Annotated in this window: 20 protein-coding genes; 9 read left to right on the top strand and 11 right to left on the bottom strand. The window is 36.3% G+C overall.

Annotated features, from left to right (window positions below):
- Positions 1 to 32 precede the first annotated feature (32 nt).
- Positions 33 to 383: a DoxX family membrane protein gene (locus tag ACN0U3_RS01950; protein WP_417264931.1), complete on the top strand. Its 351-nt coding sequence runs from the start codon at positions 33 to 35 to the stop codon at positions 381 to 383.
- Positions 384 to 396: 13 nt separating this feature from the next.
- Here ACN0U3_RS01950 and nadB read toward each other — a convergent pair whose 3' ends face one another.
- From nadB to ACN0U3_RS01925, 5 genes are all read right to left on the bottom strand, one after another.
- The gene (nadB, locus tag ACN0U3_RS01945) at positions 397 to 1,914 is read right to left on the bottom strand and encodes an L-aspartate oxidase (protein ID WP_417264930.1); all 1,518 of its coding nucleotides are present in this window, start codon (positions 1,912 to 1,914) and stop codon (positions 397 to 399) included.
- Positions 1,904 to 2,866, bottom strand: coding sequence for a quinolinate synthase NadA (nadA, locus tag ACN0U3_RS01940; RefSeq protein ID WP_417264929.1), 963 nt, complete (start codon positions 2,864 to 2,866; stop codon positions 1,904 to 1,906). Before nadA ends, nadB begins: the two co-directional genes overlap by 11 nt.
- A gap of 330 nt (positions 2,867 to 3,196) precedes the next feature.
- On the bottom strand, positions 3,197 to 4,180 hold the full coding sequence (locus ACN0U3_RS01935; protein ID WP_299202313.1) for a cytochrome-c peroxidase: 984 nt from the start codon (positions 4,178 to 4,180) through the stop codon (positions 3,197 to 3,199).
- A 33-nt stretch (positions 4,181 to 4,213) separates the two neighbouring features.
- Complete coding sequence (locus ACN0U3_RS01930; protein ID WP_417264928.1) at positions 4,214 to 4,996, bottom strand: MbnP family protein; 783 nt, start codon at positions 4,994 to 4,996, stop codon at positions 4,214 to 4,216.
- 136 nt (positions 4,997 to 5,132) lie between these two features.
- The gene (locus ACN0U3_RS01925) at positions 5,133 to 6,680 is read right to left on the bottom strand and encodes an aldehyde dehydrogenase family protein (protein ID WP_417265103.1); all 1,548 of its coding nucleotides are present in this window, start codon (positions 6,678 to 6,680) and stop codon (positions 5,133 to 5,135) included.
- A gap of 630 nt (positions 6,681 to 7,310) precedes the next feature.
- Here ACN0U3_RS01925 and ACN0U3_RS01920 point away from each other — a divergent pair.
- Entirely contained in the window at positions 7,311 to 8,507 is a 1,197-nt protein-coding gene (locus tag ACN0U3_RS01920) for a hypothetical protein (protein ID WP_417264927.1), read from the top strand.
- Positions 8,508 to 8,520: 13 nt separating this feature from the next.
- Here ACN0U3_RS01920 and ACN0U3_RS01915 read toward each other — a convergent pair whose 3' ends face one another.
- From ACN0U3_RS01915 to ACN0U3_RS01895, 5 genes are all read right to left on the bottom strand, one after another.
- Positions 8,521 to 9,117, bottom strand: coding sequence for a hypothetical protein (locus ACN0U3_RS01915; protein ID WP_417264926.1), 597 nt, complete (start codon positions 9,115 to 9,117; stop codon positions 8,521 to 8,523).
- A gap of 5 nt (positions 9,118 to 9,122) precedes the next feature.
- Positions 9,123 to 9,725 (bottom strand): YkgJ family cysteine cluster protein, encoded by a 603-nt coding sequence (locus ACN0U3_RS01910; protein WP_417264925.1) that lies wholly within the window; start codon positions 9,723 to 9,725, stop codon positions 9,123 to 9,125.
- A 71-nt stretch (positions 9,726 to 9,796) separates the two neighbouring features.
- Positions 9,797 to 11,377 carry a hypothetical protein gene (locus tag ACN0U3_RS01905; protein WP_417264924.1) on the bottom strand — a complete coding sequence of 527 codons (1,581 nt, stop codon included), beginning with the start codon at positions 11,375 to 11,377 and terminating at the stop codon, positions 9,797 to 9,799.
- Positions 11,374 to 12,120, bottom strand: coding sequence for a geranylgeranylglyceryl/heptaprenylglyceryl phosphate synthase (locus ACN0U3_RS01900; protein ID WP_417264923.1), 747 nt, complete (start codon positions 12,118 to 12,120; stop codon positions 11,374 to 11,376). The genes ACN0U3_RS01905 and ACN0U3_RS01900 overlap by 4 nt, the downstream gene beginning before the upstream one ends.
- Complete coding sequence (locus ACN0U3_RS01895; RefSeq protein WP_299202336.1) at positions 12,107 to 12,733, bottom strand: 4'-phosphopantetheinyl transferase family protein; 627 nt, start codon at positions 12,731 to 12,733, stop codon at positions 12,107 to 12,109. The genes ACN0U3_RS01900 and ACN0U3_RS01895 overlap by 14 nt, the downstream gene beginning before the upstream one ends.
- A gap of 179 nt (positions 12,734 to 12,912) precedes the next feature.
- Here ACN0U3_RS01895 and ACN0U3_RS01890 point away from each other — a divergent pair, with 179 nt between their 5' ends.
- The 7 genes from ACN0U3_RS01890 (at position 12,913) to ACN0U3_RS01860 (ending at position 18,196) form a co-directional block, all read left to right on the top strand.
- A complete protein-coding gene (locus ACN0U3_RS01890; protein WP_299202339.1) occupies positions 12,913 to 13,437 on the top strand; it encodes a YceD family protein in 525 nt (174 codons plus the stop codon).
- Positions 13,438 to 13,457: 20 nt separating this feature from the next.
- Positions 13,458 to 13,649, top strand: coding sequence for a 50S ribosomal protein L32 (gene rpmF, locus ACN0U3_RS01885; RefSeq protein ID WP_299202342.1), 192 nt, complete (start codon positions 13,458 to 13,460; stop codon positions 13,647 to 13,649).
- Between the two features lie 36 nt (positions 13,650 to 13,685).
- Positions 13,686 to 14,624: a phosphate acyltransferase PlsX gene (gene plsX / locus ACN0U3_RS01880; protein WP_417264922.1), complete on the top strand. Its 939-nt coding sequence runs from the start codon at positions 13,686 to 13,688 to the stop codon at positions 14,622 to 14,624.
- Entirely contained in the window at positions 14,624 to 15,616 is a 993-nt protein-coding gene (locus ACN0U3_RS01875; RefSeq protein WP_299202348.1) for a beta-ketoacyl-ACP synthase III, read from the top strand. The genes plsX and ACN0U3_RS01875 overlap by 1 nt, the downstream gene beginning before the upstream one ends.
- Before the next feature lie 44 nt (positions 15,617 to 15,660).
- Positions 15,661 to 16,179 carry an acetyl-CoA carboxylase biotin carboxyl carrier protein gene (gene accB / locus ACN0U3_RS01870; protein ID WP_299203138.1) on the top strand — a complete coding sequence of 173 codons (519 nt, stop codon included), beginning with the start codon at positions 15,661 to 15,663 and terminating at the stop codon, positions 16,177 to 16,179.
- 35 nt (positions 16,180 to 16,214) lie between these two features.
- Positions 16,215 to 17,549 (top strand): acetyl-CoA carboxylase biotin carboxylase subunit, encoded by a 1,335-nt coding sequence (accC, locus tag ACN0U3_RS01865; RefSeq protein ID WP_299202351.1) that lies wholly within the window; start codon positions 16,215 to 16,217, stop codon positions 17,547 to 17,549.
- Between the two features lie 287 nt (positions 17,550 to 17,836).
- Positions 17,837 to 18,196: a hypothetical protein gene (locus ACN0U3_RS01860; protein WP_417264921.1), complete on the top strand. Its 360-nt coding sequence runs from the start codon at positions 17,837 to 17,839 to the stop codon at positions 18,194 to 18,196.
- Between the two features lie 74 nt (positions 18,197 to 18,270).
- On the opposite strand, the gene ACN0U3_RS01855 is transcribed toward ACN0U3_RS01860, so the two are convergent.
- Positions 18,271 to 22,473 (bottom strand): S8 family serine peptidase, encoded by a 4,203-nt coding sequence (locus ACN0U3_RS01855; protein WP_417264920.1) that lies wholly within the window; start codon positions 22,471 to 22,473, stop codon positions 18,271 to 18,273.
- Between the last annotated feature and the right edge of the window lie 79 nt (positions 22,474 to 22,552).

The raw sequence follows: 22,552 nt of genomic DNA, 5'->3' as shown, positions 1-22,552 counted from the left end.
AACTCATTTTCCTTAACTATAAATATGACCCAATGGCAGATATATCACTTTACATAATGGCAACAATTTATTGTCTAGCAGGAATAATGCATTTCATTAAGCCTAAACCTTACATGAAAATTATGCCGCCAGTTATTCCTTTTCCAAAAATGATGGTATACATTTCAGGGTTTTTCGAATTGCTGTTTGGAATCGCCCTACTTTTTGATGTAACACGGTCTTATGCAGCACTTGGTATTGTATTGTTATTAATTGCTGTATTTCCTGCGAATATTTATATGGCCAAGCGAATGCATGAAAAACAAAGTAAAAATCGATGGATAGCCTTTGTTAGACTACCTTTGCAATTGGTACTTATTTATTGGGCGTATTTGTATGTTTAATCTAATGTCCCCCCTAAAATATATGCGTTCTAGAATTCAATTTTTCTTGAGGAAACTCCATGTTAATCTTCTCAAGTATTAATTCTATCAAGGTTAACCTCCTCTTAAAATGAATAACCGAAAGCTCCATTAAGGGGACTTTCTCCTGTTGAATTTTGTATTGATTTATTGCATTCAATAAGTTCTCCTTATCGCCCTCATTTTTTGTAATAAAATAAGAAGTAAGCAATACTTTCAGATGATTTTCTTCCTTTGTAAACAACTTCTTATCATTGCCGATGAAATGATGTAAAGACTTATTCGGAAACAATGGCTTGAAGTCAATACTTTTTAGATTATTCAAGATGCTATTGGCTACATTTTCTGTAAAAACAATCGCTTCCAGCAAAGAATTTGATGCTAATCGGTTGTTTCCATGTAGGCCCGTATTTGCGCATTCCCCAATTGCATACAGATTTGAAACATCACTTTCACCTTGCAGATTCACTTGAATCCCACCACAACTATAATGCGCTGCAGGAATGATGGGTACAACTTCTTGGGTTAAATCAAAACCTCCTTTTAAGCAATGATCTAAAATATAAGGAAACTCCCGCTTCAATACTTCTTTAGAAATATGTCGACAATCAAGATAAACCTCTTCTTCTCTTGATGTTTTCATTTCTTGATAAATTGCAGAGGAAATTACGTCACGTGTAGCCAACTCTCCTCTTTCATCATACGCAAAAAGAAAGCGTTCTCCTACTTTATTGATGATGTGTGCCCCTGCTCCTCTTACGGCCTCAGAAATCAGGAACAACTTGCTTTTTCCCTGCGCTCTAAAAGCAGTAGGATGAAATTGGATGGATTGAAGGTTATTAATTTTCGCTCCAATAGCATGGGCCAAAGCAATTCCATCACCTGTAGCAATAGTTGAATTGGTCGTGTATTGAAAGAGCTGACCTATTCCACCAGTGGCTAGGACAACCATTTTTGAATAAATGTATATTGTGGAGTTTTTCTTATGGTCATAAATCAAAGCTCCCCCAACTTCACAATCCTTATTCATGAGCAATTCTATGACTTCGCTGAATTCTAAAACAGCAATGGAATGATGTTTTTTAATTTGGTTTATCAGTTCATCATGCACGGCTGCACCAGTTTGATCTTTCACATGAAGAATTCTCGCATGAGAATGTCCACCTTCCAACCCTAGGTGGTAATCATTGTGCACTTTATCGAAGCGTACGCCCCAATTTTCAAGCTGGTGAATTCCCTGATGTGCGTTTTCAACAACAAAGGAAACAACATTTCTGTCGGCTTGGTTTTGAGAAGCGTTTATGGTGTCTTCTATATGTGCTAAATAACTATCGTTTTGTGTTGATATTACAGCGGCGATTCCACCTTGCGCCAATCGCGTATTGGTTTCTTTTAATTGAGATTTAGTCACCACGCCAATTGAAAGGGTGCTGTCTTTTTCCGCCAAAGCAATGGCTTGGGAAAGTCCGGCAATACCAGCACCAACGATTAATACATCAAACTTAGTTTTCATTCTTTACCAGGCTAGAGAATTCAATCATTTTAACAATTGGTGCTTTAGCTTTATCGAAAATCGCAGGATCAATATTGATTTCTGGTGTTTCATTGAGCAGACAATTGTAAACTTTTTCGAGTGTATTTACTTTCATGAAAGCACATTCGCTACAAGCACAAGTATTGTCTTCGTGAATAGGCAAGGGAATTAGGTTTTTTCCTGGAGCTTGCTTACTTAATTCATGTAAAATCCCGGCCTCTGTTCCTACAACAAATGTTTGTGCATCAGAATTCTTAATGAAATTGATCATTTTACTTGTTGACCCTACATAATCGGCCACATCTAAAATATGAGGTTCAGATTCTGGATGAGCAACAAGCTTTGCCTCAGGATATTCAAGCTTTAATTTCAGTAGTTTATCAAATGAAAACGCCTCATGTACAACACAAGCACCTTTCCATAATACTAAATCGCGACCAGTTTCTTTTTGAAGGTATTTCCCTAAGTTATGATCAGGTGCAAAAATTATTTTCTGGTCAATGGGAAAAGAATTAATAATATCCACAGCATTTGAAGAGGTACACACAATATCGCTCAACGCCTTGACTTCGGCAGTGCAGTTCACATAAGTTACCACCTTATGGTCTGGATGAGCATCAATGAAGGCTTTGAATTGGTCGGGCGGACAAGAATCGGCAAGTGAACAACCCGCTTTTAAATCTGGCAAAACTACTTTACGTGTGGGATTTAATAATTTTGCTGTTTCAGCCATAAAGTGAACTCCAGCAAAAACAATTATTTCCGCATCCGTTTTTGAAGCTTCGATGGCCAAGCCTAGACTATCTCCAATGTAGTCGGCAACATCTTGTATGTCTTTTTCTTGATAATAATGTGCTAATATTACTGCATTCTTTTCTGTTTTCAGCTTTAGAATCGCTGATTTTAAATCCTCTTTATTTAACATTTCCATGGTTAGTTTTTCGATAAATGACGTGGACTATTGTTCCAATAATTAACAGATTGAAAAATTTTAATATTCAATCAACTGTTTCAAATTTAGAAATAGGACCTATGAAAAAAAATGACCAAAATCATCTTTTAAAGCATTAAGACTTATTTGTCTTTATTTAAGGAAAGAAACAATTCTCAAGGACACTTAGAGAGATGAGAAAATGTTGAATTGAGAATCGTTTCAATTTCCTTTGTAAACAATAGCAACTCTAAAACAGTACAAATATAAAGGGCTTTCATACCAAAAAACATGATGCATATCATAAATGGGGCTGATTTATAAAAAACACTAATTAGGATCAGACAATGAGGTATTATTTATGAAGGTATAGTCTGTGAGCGTTTTTAAAAAGGCAATTAAATGCTCTGCTTCTTGTTGTGAAAGCTGAACGCCACCATCGGCTGAATACTTCATTAAGGGAGATAAGTTAGGAGAGTCATGTTTCACTCCAAAGCTATAAAATGAAATTACTTCTTCAAGTGTTTCAAAACGACCATCATGCATATAGGGAGCTGTCAATTCAATATTTCTCAATGTTGGCGTCTTAAACTTACCATAATCATTCATATTTCCAGTAATGTTATAAAGTCCAGCATCTGGATCTAAATCTAACCCATTATTCCCAAAAGCATTATCGTGAAACAATACAGTGCCATGACAATGGAAGCAGTCCCCTCGTTCAGTAAAGAAAATGTCGTACCCATCCCATTCTTCTGGTGTAAGATTACCCTCTCCCCTCATGAATCGATCAAACTTAGAGTCTGTTGAATTCAATGTCCTAAAGAATTGCGCTAAAGCATAAGCAATGTCTTTCGAAGTAATTTCGTCAACTCCATAAGCTTTCTTAAACAAGTATCTATAATTAGAGTTAGTATTGACTTCTTGTATATTTGTTCCAAAAAAGTCCTCCACCTCAAAAAGCATCACGTCTTCTAGGGTTCCCTGAACTGCACCATTCCATAAATACTGATTGTTCCAAGCCAAGTTAATATGGGCTAAACTATTGGATTCAAAAGTGGTAAATGCCTTGCTTTGGTCATGACAAGAAGAGCAGGATTTGGTTTGGTTGCTCGACAATATTTTGTCATAATACAATGCTCTCCCTAACGCAATTCCTTCTTTTGTGGGCATATTATCTTCTGGAATAATCATATCTGGAAAGTTAGAGGGATAATTAATCACAACTGGAGTGGTTTGAAAATCTCCATAGCTACTCACCTCATCCTTTTTACAGCTACCAAAGAAAAGTACCATTAACAGATAAAAAAACATAGTTTTAAAGAGCTTACTCATTGCATTTGGTGTTTATTCAACAGAAAACACGTCAATTCCGTTGTTTTTGACTAATTCTTGTTTGGTTTGACTCCCCATCATTCCTTGAGCAATTGTTGTTAAGTCAAATGAGTTTGGATTTTTAAACCAATTCTGGATTTCCATTGCAAGTGTAATATCAAACACACCATTGTTTACATTCATCGACATTGGTAATTCTACCTGAAAGTAATTTTTGTTGTTGTTTAGTGGCCCAGTATGAAAATTAAAGTGATTATAATTTCCTTGGTGTTCATAACGACCTTCTAATTTCATATAATGGTAACCACCGCCCATCATTTGAGGCCACTCCATTGCAACTTCAGGAAAATTGTTGAATACCCCTGTTTGGTTCATGATGGAATCTAAACCAAAAGTGAACTTAATCCCAATATAATCACCATTCGGAATAGAAGAGGTAATTTTCAACTGGTCGTAGCCCTCTAAACGTGGATCAACATACACTGCGTCTGCAATGTTTATGGCTTGTCCGTTGGAATGTACAAAAGCTACATTCGAGATAAAATAGCGAATGGTTTCTATGCTGAAGTTATTTCCAAAATCATTAACGTACATTACCGTATCGTAGCTTACAGTAAGATCATCGACATAATGATTAAATCTTAAATAAGACACTAAAGCTGGGTTAGGTGATGAAGAGTTTGGGTCTAGATTATCCTTTTTACAGGAGAATAAAGGTGAGAAAACGAAGAGCAAGCCACTGAAAAGAATAAGTACATTTTGTATTCTAAAACAAGTTGAATTCGTAGTTTTCATGGCTAAACCTTTAGTGTTTAATCAAAATTAGGACTTAAAGGCTGAGAAAAACATGATATAGATCAGGTATCTATTTAAAAAGGCCGATTCATGAATATTGAATCGGCCTTTTATTTATCTATTAAGATCTAAAGACTTACAAGTCAAACTTAATCCCTTGTGCCAATGGCAACTCAGTAGTATAGTTAATTGTATTTGTTTGTCTTCTCATGTAAACTTTCCAAGCATCAGAACCAGACTCACGTCCACCTCCTGTTTCTTTTTCACCTCCGAAAGCTCCACCAATCTCAGCACCTGAAGTACCAATATTAACGTTTGCAATTCCACAGTCAGAACCTTGTGCTGACAAGAATTGTTCTGCTTCACGTAAGTTAGTCGTCATGATTGCAGAAGATAAACCTTGAACCACACCATTTTGTAATTCAATAGCATTGGTAACATCTCCAGAGTATTTCATTACATAAAGAATAGGTGCGAATGTTTCGTTTTGAACCGTTTCGTAGTGATTCTCAACTTCTAGAATCGCTGGTTTAACGTAGCATCCTGACTCATATCCTTCTCCTTCAAGAACTCCACCTTCAACCAATACTTTAGCACCTTCTTTCTTTGCAGATTCGATAGCGTTTAAGTAATTGTTTACTGCATCCTTATCGATAAGTGGCCCAACGTGATTGTTTTCATCCAATGGGTTACCAATTTTAATTTGTCCGTATGCATCAACGATAATCTTCATAACCTTGTCGTAAATGCTATCATGAATAATCAAACGACGTGTAGATGTACAACGTTGTCCTGCTGTTCCTACAGCACCAAATACAGCGCCTGGAACTACAATTTTCAAGTCAGCATCAGGAGTAATGATCATTGCATTATTTCCACCTAATTCTAACAATACTTTTCCTAAACGTTTTGCTACTGCTTCGTTAACAGAACGACCCATTCTTGTAGATCCTGTTGCAGAAACCAATGCGATTTTCTTATCGTTAGCCATTGCTTTTCCAACCTCTGGACCACCAATTACCATTGTAGAAACTCCTTCTGGAACATTATTCTTAGCAAATACTTCTTGTGCAATATTTTGACAAGCAATAGATGTTAAAGGTGTTTTTTCTGATGGTTTCCATACGCATGAATCTCCACAAACCCATGCCAAAGCAGTGTTCCAGCTCCAAACTGCAACTGGGAAGTTAAATGCTGAAATTACTCCAACAACTCCTAGTGGATGATATTGCTCATACATTCTGTGTCCTGGACGCTCAGAGTGCATTGTTAATCCGTAAAGTTGACGAGAAAGTCCTACTGCAAAATCACAGATATCGATCATTTCTTGAACTTCACCTAAACCTTCTTGGTAAGATTTACCCATTTCATAAGAAACAAGTGCTCCAAGAGGCTCTTTATATTCTCTTAATGCATTTCCTAACTGACGAACAACTTCTCCACGCGCTGGTGCTGTCCATTGTCTCCATTCATAAAATGCTTTTGATGCTACTTCAACTGCTTCGTTATAATCTTCTACAGACGCTAGTTGTACTTGTCCAATTTTTGAACCATCTACTGGTGTATGTGAATCAATCACTTCGCCTTTTGTATCGATCCAGTTTTTTCCTGTTGATGCTCCTCTGTTGACTTCGTTTTTAACTCCTAGTTGACTTAGTACTTTATTGATATCAATTTCTGACATGTATTCTTTGATTTTTTGTTTCATGCAAAAGTAAGGAAGTCTTTTGACAATAAAAAGAAAACCACCTCGCGACTAATCAGTGTTCGTTTTTTAGGCTCAATAAATGGAAAAAAGCCCAATAGTATAATATTGGACTTTTTTCTGATTCTGTAGCGGTTATAAGGTATATCTTTTGCACCAATTGTTTTTTTTAAGCTAAAAGAAACAAAAAATGAATCGTTGGGAGGGAACATTTGTTTTGTAGTCATCCTAGATCTTTATCCTTTAATAAAGGATGCTTTTTGTAAAATCTCTTGATGAATAAAAACTCGACTTTGTAATTCCTCAATCTCCTCCAAACAAAATTCAATTTTATGTTGATAAAAAGCTTTATCATTTTTCAAAAACAATTGAAAGCGTAGGCTTCTTAACTCCTTTTTTCTAATGAAGATATCTCTCTTCAGTGCGCGAATGAATTTTCGTCTTTCTGAAATACTCATGCTAATGTTCTTTTTTCTTTTTTCGTAAAATGTGATTAACTTCTTGAAAGAATGCCCCTCACTATTTTTAACTAAGTAATTTATTTTAAAAGAAATAAAAAAGTACATTAATGTACAGTTATTCTTATATTTCGATATTCATCCAAGAAAAATGGCTCGGAAACCTACAATAGTTAACAAAGAAAACTTAGAAAGGATCAAGGAAATGGTACTTGAGAGTATCGACTTCAAACTATTGAGGTCGGTAGACTGTGACAGGCTTGGCCGAGTCGTTTCAGAACAAACACAAACCCATATCAATGGCATCACTTTTAAACGCCTTTACGGTTTTACGAAATATCCTTTTAATCCTTCAATTCAAACTTTAAATATTCTGAGTCAATTTCTTGGTTACAACAACTGGTATGAATTAGAAATGTCTTTTAATGATAGCCAACCGATTTCTAACCGTGAGTTAGACATTTTGGTTTCTTTCTATGATTTTGACCTAATCAACAATATTGAGTTTCATGATGGTGGGATACAGTCAATGTCAAGGAAGATAGCACTTCGATTTAGAGAAGACGTAACAACATTCAAACGCGCAACTACTCTTTTGGCTCAAAAGAAATACGCACAAGTGTTTTTTATAGAACACTTCCCTGATTACGATAATTTATGCAAATACTATTATTTATTGTATGAAGAATATTTAAAGTACAACACTGAAAACAACGGAAAAATATTCGGACATGCGATGTTATTTATAAAGTCTTTTTGGTTAGAGAATGAACAAGATTGTAAGCATCATATAGCTGAAATGAGGGGAGCAAATATCAGTAAAGAGGTCTATCCGTATTTGGTGGGTAGGTACTTTGCATACAACATGCTTTATGAAACATATTATGGCAAAGAAACAAAAGCCTACAAATATTTTGATGATTATTTAGAAATCAGAAAGCAGTTACCTAAAAGTGGAAAACGATTTTTAGATTTTCCTGCTTCAGAATACATAATGGTTGATTGTCTTTTACACATTGGCGCTTATTCAAAATGTATTGAGATTTTAGAGCTTGCCGCAGAAGAGTTCCCTTTAAAAATGGAATTTGCTCGAAAAGGTTATTACAGACAAATGCAATTGATAGGATTAATTGCACATAAAAAGCTAAACCCTAAATTTGATCTGGGGGCTTACTTAGCAGAAATCGATCCTGATGGGTTTTATTTCATCTCACAAAAATACTTTTCGAGCTATTATTATTACGCTCACTATTTGAACAATGGAGATTTAGCCCATTTAAAAAAAGCGAAGGACTTAGCCACTGAGATGGGAAACATATTTCTCAATAAGAATTTTTTACGCTTTTGATACAGCCTCATGACTATCGCCATCCATTTTTTCCTTCTTTAAAAAACGGATGATAAGGTATGGCAAATCCAAATTTGAATCCTGCCATAAATACATTTTCTTGACCTATAGGAAAAAAACAGAATAAAGATAAATTTCCCAATAGTCCTGCACCTACTTCAAGGTTGATGTAGTCAAATTTGCCTTTTGAAACATTAAACATTGGTTCAGGACGAAAATAGAGATACGCCATCCACCAACTTACATATCCTAGTTGAGGATAAATGGACACATAATGTTCACTATTTAAATAAGTATAAGACGTTCCAAGTTGATAAATACGATTCAAGCCATCCCCAGACAATCCATTTTTTCCAGACCATCCCAAAAACAACTTTGATACAGTAACACCACTGTAATAACGATCCATATCAGTAGCACCAACATATTTTACTTCATTTGGAATGAACAGCAATAAATTATCACTAATGTAAAAGGACCTTTCCTGCGACTTGACAGATTTTAATGAAAAAAAACAATTAGTAAAGCGACTAGTAATGTAGTGTTTCTCATGGAGAATAATGTTGACTAAAAAGCAAAGATAATGATTTCTTAACCAATAATTATCCATCCATTTTAACCACAATTTTGTCCTGCATTGGGGAAATCTCGATAAGAATAATATTGTAACACCTCTTCTAAAGCAACTTTAAGCGCTTTGTTGATGGGCAATATTCTGTTGCCCATTTGATGGTCAATTTGACTCAATTTCATATAGTAGTCTGTGAAAATTGGAACATATAGTCCTTTTGATATCGCTTCAAAAGTAGAATTGTATTGTTCAGCTTGACCTTCTTTTATAATTTTGCATGTTGCGAGTCTTAAATTTCCATACTTGTCTTTACTTGCTGCAAAACCAAACAAACGGCAGATTAAACCACGGTACTTATAATCGCTGCAACGACCTTGTCCAAAAACAGATAATGATTTGTAGATGTGACAGGTTTTACTGTCTATTTCAGTAAGGGTAGTTAGTGTGTTTTCGGCCTCTCCATTCAAGAACAAATGAAAAGCCCAAGGTAAAAACTCTAAAGGTGAAGCGTCTAAATCTGGATGTTTACAACAGTTTCCACATCCTGAAACACATGTTAAACCCGATGACTTTTCAAATTGAGTGGCTTCTAGTTCTAAATCGTAAAATAACATTTCAACTAGCTGTACTCTTCGTTCTATCGACATATATTTATTTCAAAAGTAAAATAAATAATGCTGTGATTTTTATAATTTTTTTATTTTTTTATCTAAAGAAATTATTGAATCACAACTCCAAATCCATTCGATACATCTTCGAATATTACATCCCCTAGTGTATCAACTGTATGAATACTATTTAACTGTTGGAAATGATAAATCGACTGATTGCAAAAATGATATTTGAAGTTTGAACTTATTTTTTGGGCGTCATCTACTGTGCCGTACCCATTGTTTTCACGTCGCATCGGGTGGAATGAATTCATTTGTTTTCCACTATAAAATATCATCTGATCTCCCTTTTTTAAATAAACTTTTGAAGTCCTCCCTGAGGCAATTAACTCTCCATATACCTTTCCGTTTTTCGAAGGTTCAAAAAGTAAAACATAGAGATCTTCATTCGAATTATTGATTACTTCATGATTAAAACGAGTGAAATCAGAAAAAGAAGCTACCCCTGAATACAGTGACTTTCCATAAAGCTGAGTTTTCGTTTCTGAGCAGTTTCCCATTAAGTTTAAACTTTTCTGAATTTCATAATCAGCAATCATACTGGAGTATATTTCCTTGGCTAAACTGTTTTCAATACTTTCCCAGTTTGCAGTTAAAATATACTTTGGTGGAATGGCGCTAGGAAGTTTTTCAGATACCAAAGGAACTGAATCTTGTTGAAAACCTAGCATTGTATCAACCACCTTCAATTCGTCGGCACTCAACCCGTCCAGACCCGTTGTTTCTTCAAGGTCCTGTTCAACAATCGAATTACTGCTAGGAAAGAAAAATAAAAAGTTAATGATCACAATAATAAGGGTGATGAAAAACAATGGAGATCGAATCATATTTCCAAATGTTGTTCGTGGATGCTTAGTATGAACAGAAAAAGCTTCCGATTGAACGAAAGTCAAGACTTGTTTACGATGGTTATTATTTAAAGAAACATTTGAGATAGCCGTTTTGATTTTATTTAACTGCGATGAAGAAAGCGTGGTGTTTAAAACCAGTAATTTTGCAGTATCAATGTAAGCAATTGCATCGCTGTAATACTCTTCATCCAAAGCATTCAACACCTCGACAAAAGAATACGAAAACACCTCATGTACTAGACGCTTTAAATCATCATTCTGACTCACTTTCAACTGTCCTAATCGCTGATTTAAAAACTGACTTACAGGACCTTGAATCTCAATTCTTTTTTTCTTGAGAAGTAAGGGGGCGAATTTCAAATGAACGGCAATTCCACCCACATCGCGTTCCTCGATGGCCTTCCTTATCTTTTGGGTAAGTATTGGTAATAGATAAGTTGAAACAAAAACTTGGTAAGCCTTAAACAACTGGTGTTCATCAGGTAAAACAAGTTCTTTATTTGGAACTACCTTATTTCCATTACTGATTAAATATTCGGCCAATAGAACATCTTGTTCAATCCAGCCATGAAAAACTTTAATTTTATCCTCTTTGAGCTGGTCTAAAATGAGGGTCAGTTCTTGTAAAACAAAACGGTCACCTAAAATATTCAAATGTTCTTCGTAGGCAAAGTGTGAGTTGATTAACTCCCTCAATTGAGCCACCAACTCATCATCAACGTGTGAGTAGTCTAGCTCGAAAAAAGCCGCTAATCGTATTGCGTTAATGAATTTCATGCCTCAACTTTAGATTTATAGCGTTGAATATCAAGCAAAAAATCAATATCTTCTTCAATCTTATTCCCAATCACAATTACGTTGGCTCCAGCAGATTTCAGCGTTTCTATTTGTTCGATAGAACGCACTCCTCCTCCAACAACAACAGTTGTGTTTAGTTGATTTTTTACTTGTTGAACAAGCGCTCCACCTACAGGATGATGAGCACCACTTCCTGCATCAAAATACACTACACGCTTTCCTTGTAACACACCAGCTATTGCCGTATTTAAGGCAATAGCAGACTTATCTCTTGGAATGGGGGTGGTTTGACTAACATAAGCTACGGTTGATAAATTTCCACCCTCAATTAATATATATGCTGTTGGAATAATTTCTAAATCTAAAGCAAAGACCTCTTGCGCACTTTTAACATGTTGACCAATTAAGTATTCTGGATTTCTTCCTGAAAGCAAACTTAAATAAAGTAAAGCATCAGCTTCATTTGACAATTGTTGATGGTCTCCTGGAAAAATAACCAAAGGAATCTTCGTGAGTTTTTTCAAAATAACAGTTGCTTTTTGAAAATCACTTCGTGTAACTGTACTTCCACCAATAAAAAAATAGTCAATTTTAGAAAACTCAGCTTTTTCAACCACTTGACGCAAGCGCTCTTCAGTATTTGTTACTTCAGGGTCAATGAGCACAGCAATTTGACCTGTTTTTGAACTAAACTTGCGATATATATCTTTATTTGACCTCATAGACTGGTGATGCATTAATTGAAATTACAAAATTATCTTTTCTATCGATCGTTAATTCAACTTCTTTTTTATTGTTTGGAAAGTAAATTCTTCCTTTCCAGTGAAGTTCATCAATTTTTGTCAGCAACAAGTTTTCTGCAAAAACAATCTCCTTTCTACCAGCCAATTTATATAAAGCCTCCTTTCCTGACCAAACTTTTATCATTTCTTCGACAGAATCGGTATCGGTCAATATTTTTTCCTCATCACTTAGAAACTTATGTTTCACCTTCATCACTTTTTCATGTATAGGCTCGAGATCGAGTCCAACATGAAAAGATTGGCAATAAGCCATTCCAACAACATGATTTGCATGAGAAATAGAAATAAACCCCTCCCCTTCGACATAAGGCGCACCGATTTTAGAATAAAGGATAGGTTCATTTCCGAAATGCATTGTACGCAATACACGAGTGGCCACAAACTCTCTTCTTCTGGAGGGATGGTTTAAACTTTGTAATTTTACCTGTTCGTTGGGCAGTAAATTATGAAGGTGTTCCTCCGTTACAAAATCATCGTAATACAGTAAAAAAACCGTAACAGGCCCATATTTTATACTTTCCGTGTGAAACATGAGTATAAAAGTAACATTCACGGTTGAAAAATCAGGTTTTCACTTTGAATAAAAATAAAAGTTAACAGGTGTTCATAACTTGTTTTGCTCAAAAAAGACTAACTTTGTAGATTCTTTTGTAAGAAGAGGTGCGTTGTCTATTAATTTTTATACATTTGCACTCCAAAATTTTGAACATTATGAGTTCGAATAAAGAATTTATTATCCCGTTTGAGGGCTTGAAAAATGGAAAACATTCCTTCAAGTTTCATATAACGGCAGCGTTCTTTGAAGAGTTAGCGTATTCTATTATTCAAGGAGGAGACGTAAAAGTTGACTTCGAGTTGAATAAGAAGGAGACAATGATGATTGGTGAAATTGAAATGTCTGGTACAATTCAAAAGCCATGTGATCGTTGTACAGATTTAATGGACATCCCTGTGGACATTACTCATCAAATCATATATAAGTTTGGTGAAGAAGAAAGCGAAGATGAAAATTTGATTGTCCTTCCCCCTTCCGCATTTACAATTGATGTTGCATCAGACTTGTATGAATTACTAACGGTAGCTTTGCCTAGCCGGACAGTACATAAAGAAGATGAGTGCAATGAAGAAATGCTAGATTTAATAGACCAATACGTTGATTCATCAGAAAATGAAGAAGAAGATTCTGACGAGGAAGATATAGATCCCCGTTGGAACGCATTAAAAAATTTGAATTAAAAACTTAAATATAAAGTAAAATGGCACATCCAAAAAGAAGAACGTCGACAACAAGAAGAGACAAAAGACGTACACACAAAAAAGCAGTTGCTGCGAATGTAGCGACATGTCCAACAACAGGACAGCCTCACTTGTTCCACCGCGCACATTGGTACGAGGGGAAACTTTACTACAAAGGTCAAGTAATTGCTGAGAAAGAAGTAGCAGTATAATTTTGCTCATCCATCAATAAAAGTGTTTATACACTTATGAAACTTGGATTAGATATTAGTGGTGGCGATTTTGCGCCAAGAGCAAACGTTCTTGGCGCAATTTTAGCCCTCGAGAAACTGCCCGACGATGTAGAGATTGTGCTCATCGGTCGTGAAGATGATATTACCTCAATTTTGAAAGAAAAAGGGGTGGTCTCAAACCGTCTTTCTGTGGTTAATGCTCCAGATGTTATTACAATGGAGGATCATCCTACACGTGCAATTCCACAAAAACCCAACAGTTCAATTTCCGTTGGTTTTGAGCTTTTGGCTCAGAAAAAAATTGATTCATTTGCGAGCACGGGTAACACCGGTGCAATGTTGGTGGGGTCAATCTATAAAATCAATTCTATTCCTGGAGTAATTCGCCCATGTATTACTTCTGTACTCCCTAAAGTTGAAGGAGGTAACTCCATCATTTTAGATGTAGGTTCAAATGCAGATTGTAAACCAGACGTTTTATATCAATTTGCGAGTTTAGGTTCACTTTATGCTCAAAATGTTATGGGGATTAAAAGCCCTAAAGTGGGTTTATTAAACATTGGCGAGGAAGAAGGAAAAGGAAACTTGCTTACTCAATCTGCATATAAATTAATGAAAGGTACTGAAGATTTCAATTTTATAGGGAATATTGAAGGGCGTGATTTATTTAATGGAAAAGCAGATGTTGTGGTTTGCGATGGATTTACAGGAAATATTGTTTTAAAACAAGCAGAAGGAATATACTCTATTGCAAAGCAGCTGGGTATGAAAGATACCTACTTTGACCGCTTTAATTATGAAAATTACGGCGGAACTCCTATATTGGGCGTCAATTCTGATGTAATTATCGGTCACGGAATCTCTAATGACGTAGCTGTGAAGAACATGATGTGTCTTGCACATGATGTTGCAAAGTCAGAGTTAACAAGAAAGATAAAAGAAGCTTTTAAATAATGAAAAAAATTACAGCAGCAATTACTGGGGTTCATGGATATGTTCCTGAGACCGTTCTTAGTAATAAGGACCTTGAGAAAATGATTGATACAACTGACGAGTGGATTACCACGCGAACAGGAATCAAAGAAAGGCGTATGCTTGGAGATGGTAACCCAACATCCGACATCGGAGTTGAGGCTGTAAATGCTTTATTGGCTAAAAAAGGAATTTCTCCAGAAGAGATTGATTTGGTGATCTGTGCTACAGTTACACCTGATTATCCATTTCCTGCAACTGCAAATGTTATTTCAGACCGAACAGGAATGAAAAACGCGTGGAGTTTTGACATCAACGCAGCATGTTCAGGATTTATCTTTGCCTTAACGACAGGTGCACAATTTATTGAAACAGGAAAATACAAAAAAGTAATCGTTATTGGGGCAGACAAAATGTCTTCCATTATTGACTACGAAGATCGTGCTACTTGTGTGATTTTTGGAGATGGTGGTGGAGCTGTTTTACTAGAACCTAACGAAGAAGGTTACGGAGTTGTTGACAGTGTATTGAGAAGTGATGGGGAAGGTAGAAAATACTTAATTCAACCTGCAGGAGGCTCTAAGTTACCTCCAAGTCACGCCACGGTAGACGAAAGACTTCACTTTGTTAAACAAGAAGGAAAAGCAGTATTTAAATTTGCAGTAACGAATATGGCAGAGGTATCTGCTGAAATCATGGAGCGCAATAATTTAACTTCTGATTCCGTTGATTGGTTGGTGCCTCACCAAGCCAACTTAAGAATTATCGATGCAACGGCCAACCGCATGGGATTATCAAAAGACAAAGTGATGATCAACATTCAAAAATATGGTAACACTACCGCTGGAACATTACCGTTGTGCCTTTGGGATTGGGAAAAACAATTAAAAAAAGGGGACAACATAGTATTATCAGCCTTTGGTGGTGGATTTACTTGGGGAGCTATTTACCTTAAGTGGGCTTACAATTCATAATAGAAAAAAAATACGTACATTTATCCTATAAATATTCATACATGATGAATCAAAAAGAAATCCAAGAACTAATCAAATTCGTTTCAAAATCTGGTGTAACAGAAGTAGAAATTGAAGAAAAAGATTTTAAAATCACTATTAAGTCTGAACCAAAAAGACGTAAACGTGATAATGAAGAAAATGTAGTTTACATCCAACAGCCAATGCAAGCAATGCCGCAACAGCAAATGCCAGCAGCAATGCCACAAGCAGCACCTGCTGCAGCACCTGCACCTGCAGCGCCAGCAGCTACAACTGAAGGGTCAGAAGACGCAGACAGTAAGTACATCACAGTAAAGTCACCAATGATTGGTACTTTCTACCGTTCTCCATCACCAGATAAACCGGTATACATTGAAGTTGGTAGCGAGGTCAAAGTAGGAGATACTGTGTGTATAATCGAAGCGATGAAGTTATTCAATGAGATTGAATCTGAAGTACAAGGAAAAATTGTTAAAGTTCTTGTAGATGATGCAACACCAGTTGAATACGATCAACCACTATTTTTAGTTGATCCATCTTAATTATTTATAAGTAGAACTAAAACACCCAAAAAGGCATGTTCAAAAAAATATTGATTGCCAATAGGGGCGAAATCGCCTTACGTGTTATCAGAACATGTAAGGAAATGGGCATTAAAACGGTTGCTGTATATAGTACAGCTGATAAAGAAAGTTTACATGTTCGTTTCGCCGATGAAGCTGTTTGTATTGGTCCAGCAGCAAGTTCATCATCCTATTTACTAATACCAAATATCATTGCTGCAGCGGAAATTACCAATGCAGATGCAATTCACCCTGGTTATGGATTTCTTTCAGAGAACGCTAAGTTTTCTAAAGTTTGCCAGGAACACAACATCAAGTTTATTGGAGCTACTCCAGAACAAATTGATGGAATGGGTGATAAAGCCAACGCGAAAGCGACAATGATTAAAGCAGGAGTTCCTTGTATACCAGGTTCAAAAGGACTTTTAAAAGACCTCGATGAAGCCTTCAAAACTGCTGAAAAAATAAAATATCCTGTCATTCTTAAAGCAACTGCCGGTGGTGGTGGAAAAGGAATGCGTTTGGCATGGAAAAAAGAAGAGTTGGAAGATGCTTGGAACCAAGCTAAGCAAGAATCAAAAGCAGCTTTCTCTAATGATGGATTGTACATGGAAAAGTACATCGAAGAACCACGTCATATTGAAATTCAAATTGCAGGAGACCAATTCGGGAATGTATGTCACCTTTCAGAACGTGATTGTTCAATCCAAAGAAGACACCAAAAATTAGTTGAAGAAACACCTTCTCCTTTCATGACAAAAAAGTTACGTAAGGAAATGGGTGCTGCTGCAATTAAAGCTGCGAAAGCAGTTAAATATGAAGGTGTAGGAACGGTAGAATTCCTTGTAGATAAGCACAGAGACTTCTATTTCATGGAAATGAATACACGTATTCAGGTAGAGCATACAATTACTGAAGAGGTTATTAATTTCGACTTAATTAAGGAACAAATTAAATTGGCTGCAGGACATAAAATTAGTGGTAAGAATTACGAACCTATAATGCACGCTATTCAGTGTCGTATTAATGCTGAGGATCCTTACAATAACTTCCGCCCTTCACCTGGTAAAATAACTGAATATCATGAGCCTGGTGGACATGGAATTCGTATAGACACGCATGTTTATGCAGGTTATACAATACCCGCTCATTACGATTCAATGGTTGCTAAATTAATCACAGTAGCACAGACAAGAGAAGAAGCTATTCTTAAAATGCGTCGTGCCCTAGATGAATATATCATTGAAGGAGTAAAAAGCACTATTCCATTCCATCAAAAATTAATGTTGGATGAGAAATTCAATGAAGGTGATTTCACAACGAAATTTATGGAAGATTTTAAATTCTAAAAACTATTCATTTTAAATGTTAAAAGCCATCTAATAGATGGCTTTTTTTATTTTCAGGATACCGTAAAGTTCTTAATTTTGAAGATTAACGGTTCAAATCCGTCATATAAAACCCAAATTATAGCCTAAATATCGAGCAGCAGATAAACTTATAAATAACTGGATAAGGACTCAGTTTTTTGTAAACAATATTAACTTGATTTAGCGCTTTAATTAAAAATTAAGTAATTCTATACCATTAATTCCTTTAAGGTGTTAAATTTGTGCTATAAATTATTTAGAATCGTATGAAAACAGGTAAAGCAAATAAACAGATAGAGAAAGTCATCGCTTTAGTAGAAAAAGAAGGTGTACTGGCAAAATCTTTAATTGAAGAATTAAAGGAATTGAGAGAGCATGCGCTTAAGGAAGAGGATCCATTATTGGCTAAAGTAACGCGTTTAACATACGAATACATTGAAGAAAATGAAGCTTTTGACATTCAAGCGCTTTGGGAAGAAGATGAAGAAGGAGGAGAATACCCTTTGGAAATTGAAGATAAAGACAACTTATTGAACTTGCTTAACTTGTTGCTAAAATCTGATCACAAAATCAATAGAGAAGAAATTAAAGATTACCGTACTGCTTTAAAAGAAGAGTTATACTAATCGTTTCATATCAACACTAAAAAACCCATTCTGTAATACAGAATGGGTTTTTTGTTTGTAGTAGTCTGGATTGATTAGCGCTTAGTAATCTTTCTACTTATCGTGTTGCTTGCCGTTTCTATACGTACAATGTAAACACCTGTTTCAAATGATGTGAAATCCAACATTTCTGTCTTGTCATTTACATCAGTGAGTTTAATTACAGCTCTTCCAATCGCATCATAAACAACAATTTTTTCAATTAACTCTGCTCCTTCCCAACTAACATGAACAGTGTTTTCTGTTGGGTTTGGATAAACTTTTAGATGTTTATTTAATTCGTTTTGTGTGAGTCCTGTGGTATCTCTTACAAAGTTCCCGTTTGCAGACGCAGAACAACCATTTGCATTAGTAATTACTACTTCATAGTTACCATCTTGCGTCATTGTAATACTTGCCCCAGAACCAACTAAAGCACCATTTAAAAACCATTGTGCTGTTTCCCCAGTTTGGAGGTTCGTTGACAATACATTTCCTACTTGACTAATAGTTGGTTGTCCTGGTGAGGCATTTACATTAATAACAATAGTTTCTGTATCAATTCCACAATTATTAGAGCCCATTACACTATATGTAGTTGTAGCGCTTGGACTAGCCACTACAGATGCCCCTGAACTCGTATTTAAAGAGCCACTAGGCGTCCAAGCATAAGTGTCGGCACCAGAAGCATTCATCGTAGTGTTTTCTCCTTCACATATCGTTGTATTAATCGCTGAAACTTGAACTACAGGAACATCATTAACAACTATAGTGATCGAGGCACTGTTTGAACAGTTTCCTTCAGTCCCGGTCACCGTATATACTGTTGTTTGAGTAGGAGAATCAGTTTGTGTGTTACCAGAACCTAAACCATTATTCCAAGTATATGTAGAAGCACCGCTTGCTGAAAGAGAGACTGAACTACCTGCACACACTTCTGTTGCTGATGCGGTCACACCAACATTAATTGGTGGGCTTACTACAACCTCGACAGAAGCGGTGTTTGAACAGTTACCACTTGTCCCTGTAACTTGATACGTCGTAGTGGTAGTAGGAGAAACGGTATGTGTTGAACCACCACCTAAACCATTGTTCCAAGAGTAACTGCTTGCACCTGAAGCAGAAATCGAAGTAGAAGCACCACTACAAATTGTCATGTCAACGGCAGTTGCATTAACTTGTGGCAATCCATTAACGGTAATTTGATTACTAAAAGTCATGGTTTGCGTACCGTAAGCGTTACTGGCTTGTAAGGTAACGTTATAAGTTCCACTAGTTGGGTAGGTAACGACAGGATTTTGTAATGTTGATGTTGATGGAGATCCCCCAGGGAATGTCCAATTCCAAGACGTTGGTTGGTTTGTAGATTGATCAGTATAATATACCGTCTCTCCTTCACAAACAACAGATGAGCTAGCACTTAAACCAGGTTCTGGAGCAAGTTGAACTGCTACTCCATCGATATTGATATTATCGAGATACAAATTGTTTCCATAAGTAGATCCTTTATAGGATTCAAACATGATGAACACCTCATTTCCAACAAAACTATCTAGGTTAATTGTAAAACATGAAGCACCTGGTGTAGATTGATTGATGGGTTGAATACACCAATCATTTGCCGCAGAAGGGACGAACTCAGTAGTTGTTGTTGTTTGCGTAGCAAAAGAACCTGTTCCATCCTCCCCAAATTGAGCAATCCTTGTCCAAGTATCTGCACAATCTGTTGAAATATAAATGATTAAGGAATCTGTTGAATTCACATCGTATCTTCTAAAGGCATGTTCAAAATACATTTCCGCAGAAGAAAGTCCAGTTAAATCAATCTTAGGTGAAATTAAACCATCACGCTGATTTGCATTTTGATAATTGAAATAATCTAGCTTTATCGCAGTATTTCCAGGGCTTGTTCCACCAATTGAAGCAAGGGACCAGGTTATATCTCCATCAGGATTCGAAACCAGCCAACCTGTTGCATTATTTTCAAAATCTTCTACAAACGGAAGTGCTGCAGAAGTTGTACGTAGAATAAGTGTATTTTGTTGTTCATCATTTGAAGGGTCATCATCTGTTCCTCCATTTGGATTTTGCGTTGTAATCGTTAAAACAGATGGACCTGTCCCAACAAGAATTACAGGTAAAGTTACAGTTTGAGCTTGTCCTGACGCAAGACTCCCAGTCCAAGAATATGTGTTCTGATTCCCATTGATTTCATAAGCGATTTCTACAGATGTCAAGGTTTGAGATCCATAATTTCTTAATTCAACTTCTGGTGAAATTGTGGAAGCACATACAATTCCGGCTGGAGAATTAATCACTTCTATTCCTGCATCAGTTGTATTACTTGCAGTGATACAAAAAGAATGATTTGCAGACGCACCAAAGTTCCCGTCTGGTTCTGCCATTTGGAAAAGTACTGTTCCGTCGGCATCATGCATTTCATAATCACCATTTGTTGAGCAAGATTGATATTGCGCTCCACTCATTCCATCTCCGTACTGATCAAAAATATTGAAAGTATAACATCCAACTGGAAGACACAAATTGTGAGTATTAAAAGTTCCTCCCACAACATCTGTATACGGTCCACCGCTGGCTACAACAACATTGTTTCCATCTAAAATTTCCCAAGTTGTTTCGCTTCCCCAACAGTCTGTATCAAGATATAAGACAGCTTGCTGCCCTCCACTATTGATTGTAAAATTAGAACTAAAAGTATTGTTTGAAAAATCCTCATCTACCTGACCGTTTGGAGATGAAACAGTTGCTGAAAACACGTAACTCCCATTTGTGGCCGTACCAGTAGGTAATGTAACTGTGGTAGTTTGTCCTGAAGGAAGGTTACCCGACCAATTAAAGGTTTGAGGAGCTCCTCCCCAATCATATGTAATTACCGCACTTGTTAAAGTTGTTGTACCGTAATTACTCAATTCAATTTGAGGCATAAAAGAAGGAGAACAAATTGTTCCGCTTGGTGAATAAATATCTGAAATAGAAGCGTCTAGCTGAACACTACTTCCTGTTAAACACAGAAGGGCTTCATGTGCATTAATTCTACCACTACCCAATTGTCCATTATTATAGTAGGTATCGTTTATCGGATCTGCAGAACTAAGTAAACAATTGATCAATTCAGTATTGGTTGCACTTGGCGCATAGGATTTCATCAATCCCAATAAACCTGAGACTAACGGTGATGCCATAGAAGTTCCAGTTAAATAAGCATACGAACTAGAAGGGACTGTACTTGCAATATTAGATCCTGGCGCTGCAATATCTATCCAAGTTCCATATTGAGAGGAATTTGCTTTGGTGTCATTTTCTGTAGTATTCGCAACAGAGATTACATTATTGTAGGCTGCAGGATAAAACATTGTGGAGACACCATCATTTCCAGCTGCAGCTACAAGAATAACTCCTTGATTCCATGCATTATTCATCACATTTTGACCATAGCTTCCTGCGGTTGGACCTCCCCAAGACATATTGATAATATCAGCGCCATTGTTGGCTGCCCACACTACTCCATCATAACCATAAGGTAAATTTCCACCACCACAATCACTAATTTTAATAGGCATTACGCTCACACCAGCTCCAATTGAAGCGAGTCCAATTCCGTTATTTGTTTGGGCACCTACAGTTCCACTTACGTGGGTTCCATGCATACCATCTGTACTTCCACATGGCGAAGGAGTATTGTCGTTATCATGCATATCTCTACCAGTGACAAACACATTTTGCAAATCTGGATGGTCCAATTGCATTGCATCGTCGGTTACAGCAACAACCACATTAGAGTTTCCTAATGAGATATCCCAAGCTTGTTCTGCTTCAATTGTAAACAAACCCCATTGATTAGAGACACCATAAAGCGCATCATTTGGAGTGTAAAGCTTACGGTGCAAATCTTTTAACTCAGCATATTCAATCATGGAGTGTCTGCTCAGTTTTTTAACTAAAGCATCAACTTTGCTCCAATCATTGAGTTTAATTTGATAGGTTCTATTCAACAAATCATCATCTAGTTCAGGATGTAAATGTTTGACCTCAACAATTTCAAAATCAGAAAGGTATTCTGTGAAAAGAGGATAGTCTTTAAAATTAACCTGCTTGTCTTTAGACAGCATTTTTTTGCTTTGAAGTTTGAGTTGAAAAACAACTAAACCATCTTGATAATGTTCATAGTAATTTTGAGTTTTCGCCCATTGCGAAGAAAACAAAAAAACCGATAAAAACATCATTAGTTTAAATCTCATAATCATAGTGTTTTTTGATAGAAGAAAAGTGCTTGGCAGATCAATTCTACGCTCACCATTTTAATTCTATGTATTGTGT

Origin of the sequence: Brumimicrobium sp., from assembly GCF_048268645.1 — a bacterium.
Classification (GTDB): domain Bacteria; phylum Bacteroidota; class Bacteroidia; order Flavobacteriales_D; family Crocinitomicaceae; genus Brumimicrobium; species Brumimicrobium ulvae.
The sequence above is the reverse complement of the archived record's forward strand: the minus strand, read 5'-3'. Positions and strand labels throughout refer to the sequence as shown.

What these genes read in the sequence shown, in the direction of transcription:
- ACN0U3_RS01950 (WP_417264931.1), top strand. Translation starts at nt 33, where the DNA reads ATGGCAGATATATCACTTTACATAATGGCAACAATTTATTGTCTAGCA.
- nadB (WP_417264930.1), bottom strand. Translation starts at nt 1,914, where the DNA reads ATGAAAACTAAGTTTGATGTATTAATCGTTGGTGCTGGTATTGCCGGA.
- nadA (WP_417264929.1), bottom strand. Translation starts at nt 2,866, where the DNA reads ATGGAAATGTTAAATAAAGAGGATTTAAAATCAGCGATTCTAAAGCTG.
- ACN0U3_RS01935 (WP_299202313.1), bottom strand. Translation starts at nt 4,180, where the DNA reads ATGTTTTTTTATCTGTTAATGGTACTTTTCTTTGGTAGCTGTAAAAAG.
- ACN0U3_RS01930 (WP_417264928.1), bottom strand. Translation starts at nt 4,996, where the DNA reads ATGAAAACTACGAATTCAACTTGTTTTAGAATACAAAATGTACTTATT.
- ACN0U3_RS01925 (WP_417265103.1), bottom strand. Translation starts at nt 6,680, where the DNA reads ATGTCAGAAATTGATATCAATAAAGTACTAAGTCAACTAGGAGTTAAA.
- ACN0U3_RS01920 (WP_417264927.1), top strand. Translation starts at nt 7,311, where the DNA reads ATGGCTCGGAAACCTACAATAGTTAACAAAGAAAACTTAGAAAGGATC.
- ACN0U3_RS01915 (WP_417264926.1), bottom strand. Translation starts at nt 9,117, where the DNA reads ATGGATAATTATTGGTTAAGAAATCATTATCTTTGCTTTTTAGTCAAC.
- ACN0U3_RS01910 (WP_417264925.1), bottom strand. Translation starts at nt 9,725, where the DNA reads ATGTCGATAGAACGAAGAGTACAGCTAGTTGAAATGTTATTTTACGAT.
- ACN0U3_RS01905 (WP_417264924.1), bottom strand. Translation starts at nt 11,377, where the DNA reads ATGAAATTCATTAACGCAATACGATTAGCGGCTTTTTTCGAGCTAGAC.
- ACN0U3_RS01900 (WP_417264923.1), bottom strand. Translation starts at nt 12,120, where the DNA reads ATGAGGTCAAATAAAGATATATATCGCAAGTTTAGTTCAAAAACAGGT.
- ACN0U3_RS01895 (WP_299202336.1), bottom strand. Translation starts at nt 12,733, where the DNA reads ATGTTTCACACGGAAAGTATAAAATATGGGCCTGTTACGGTTTTTTTA.
- ACN0U3_RS01890 (WP_299202339.1), top strand. Translation starts at nt 12,913, where the DNA reads ATGAGTTCGAATAAAGAATTTATTATCCCGTTTGAGGGCTTGAAAAAT.
- rpmF (WP_299202342.1), top strand. Translation starts at nt 13,458, where the DNA reads ATGGCACATCCAAAAAGAAGAACGTCGACAACAAGAAGAGACAAAAGA.
- plsX (WP_417264922.1), top strand. Translation starts at nt 13,686, where the DNA reads ATGAAACTTGGATTAGATATTAGTGGTGGCGATTTTGCGCCAAGAGCA.
- ACN0U3_RS01875 (WP_299202348.1), top strand. Translation starts at nt 14,624, where the DNA reads ATGAAAAAAATTACAGCAGCAATTACTGGGGTTCATGGATATGTTCCT.
- accB (WP_299203138.1), top strand. Translation starts at nt 15,661, where the DNA reads ATGAATCAAAAAGAAATCCAAGAACTAATCAAATTCGTTTCAAAATCT.
- accC (WP_299202351.1), top strand. Translation starts at nt 16,215, where the DNA reads ATGTTCAAAAAAATATTGATTGCCAATAGGGGCGAAATCGCCTTACGT.
- ACN0U3_RS01860 (WP_417264921.1), top strand. Translation starts at nt 17,837, where the DNA reads ATGAAAACAGGTAAAGCAAATAAACAGATAGAGAAAGTCATCGCTTTA.
- ACN0U3_RS01855 (WP_417264920.1), bottom strand. Translation starts at nt 22,473, where the DNA reads ATGAGATTTAAACTAATGATGTTTTTATCGGTTTTTTTGTTTTCTTCG.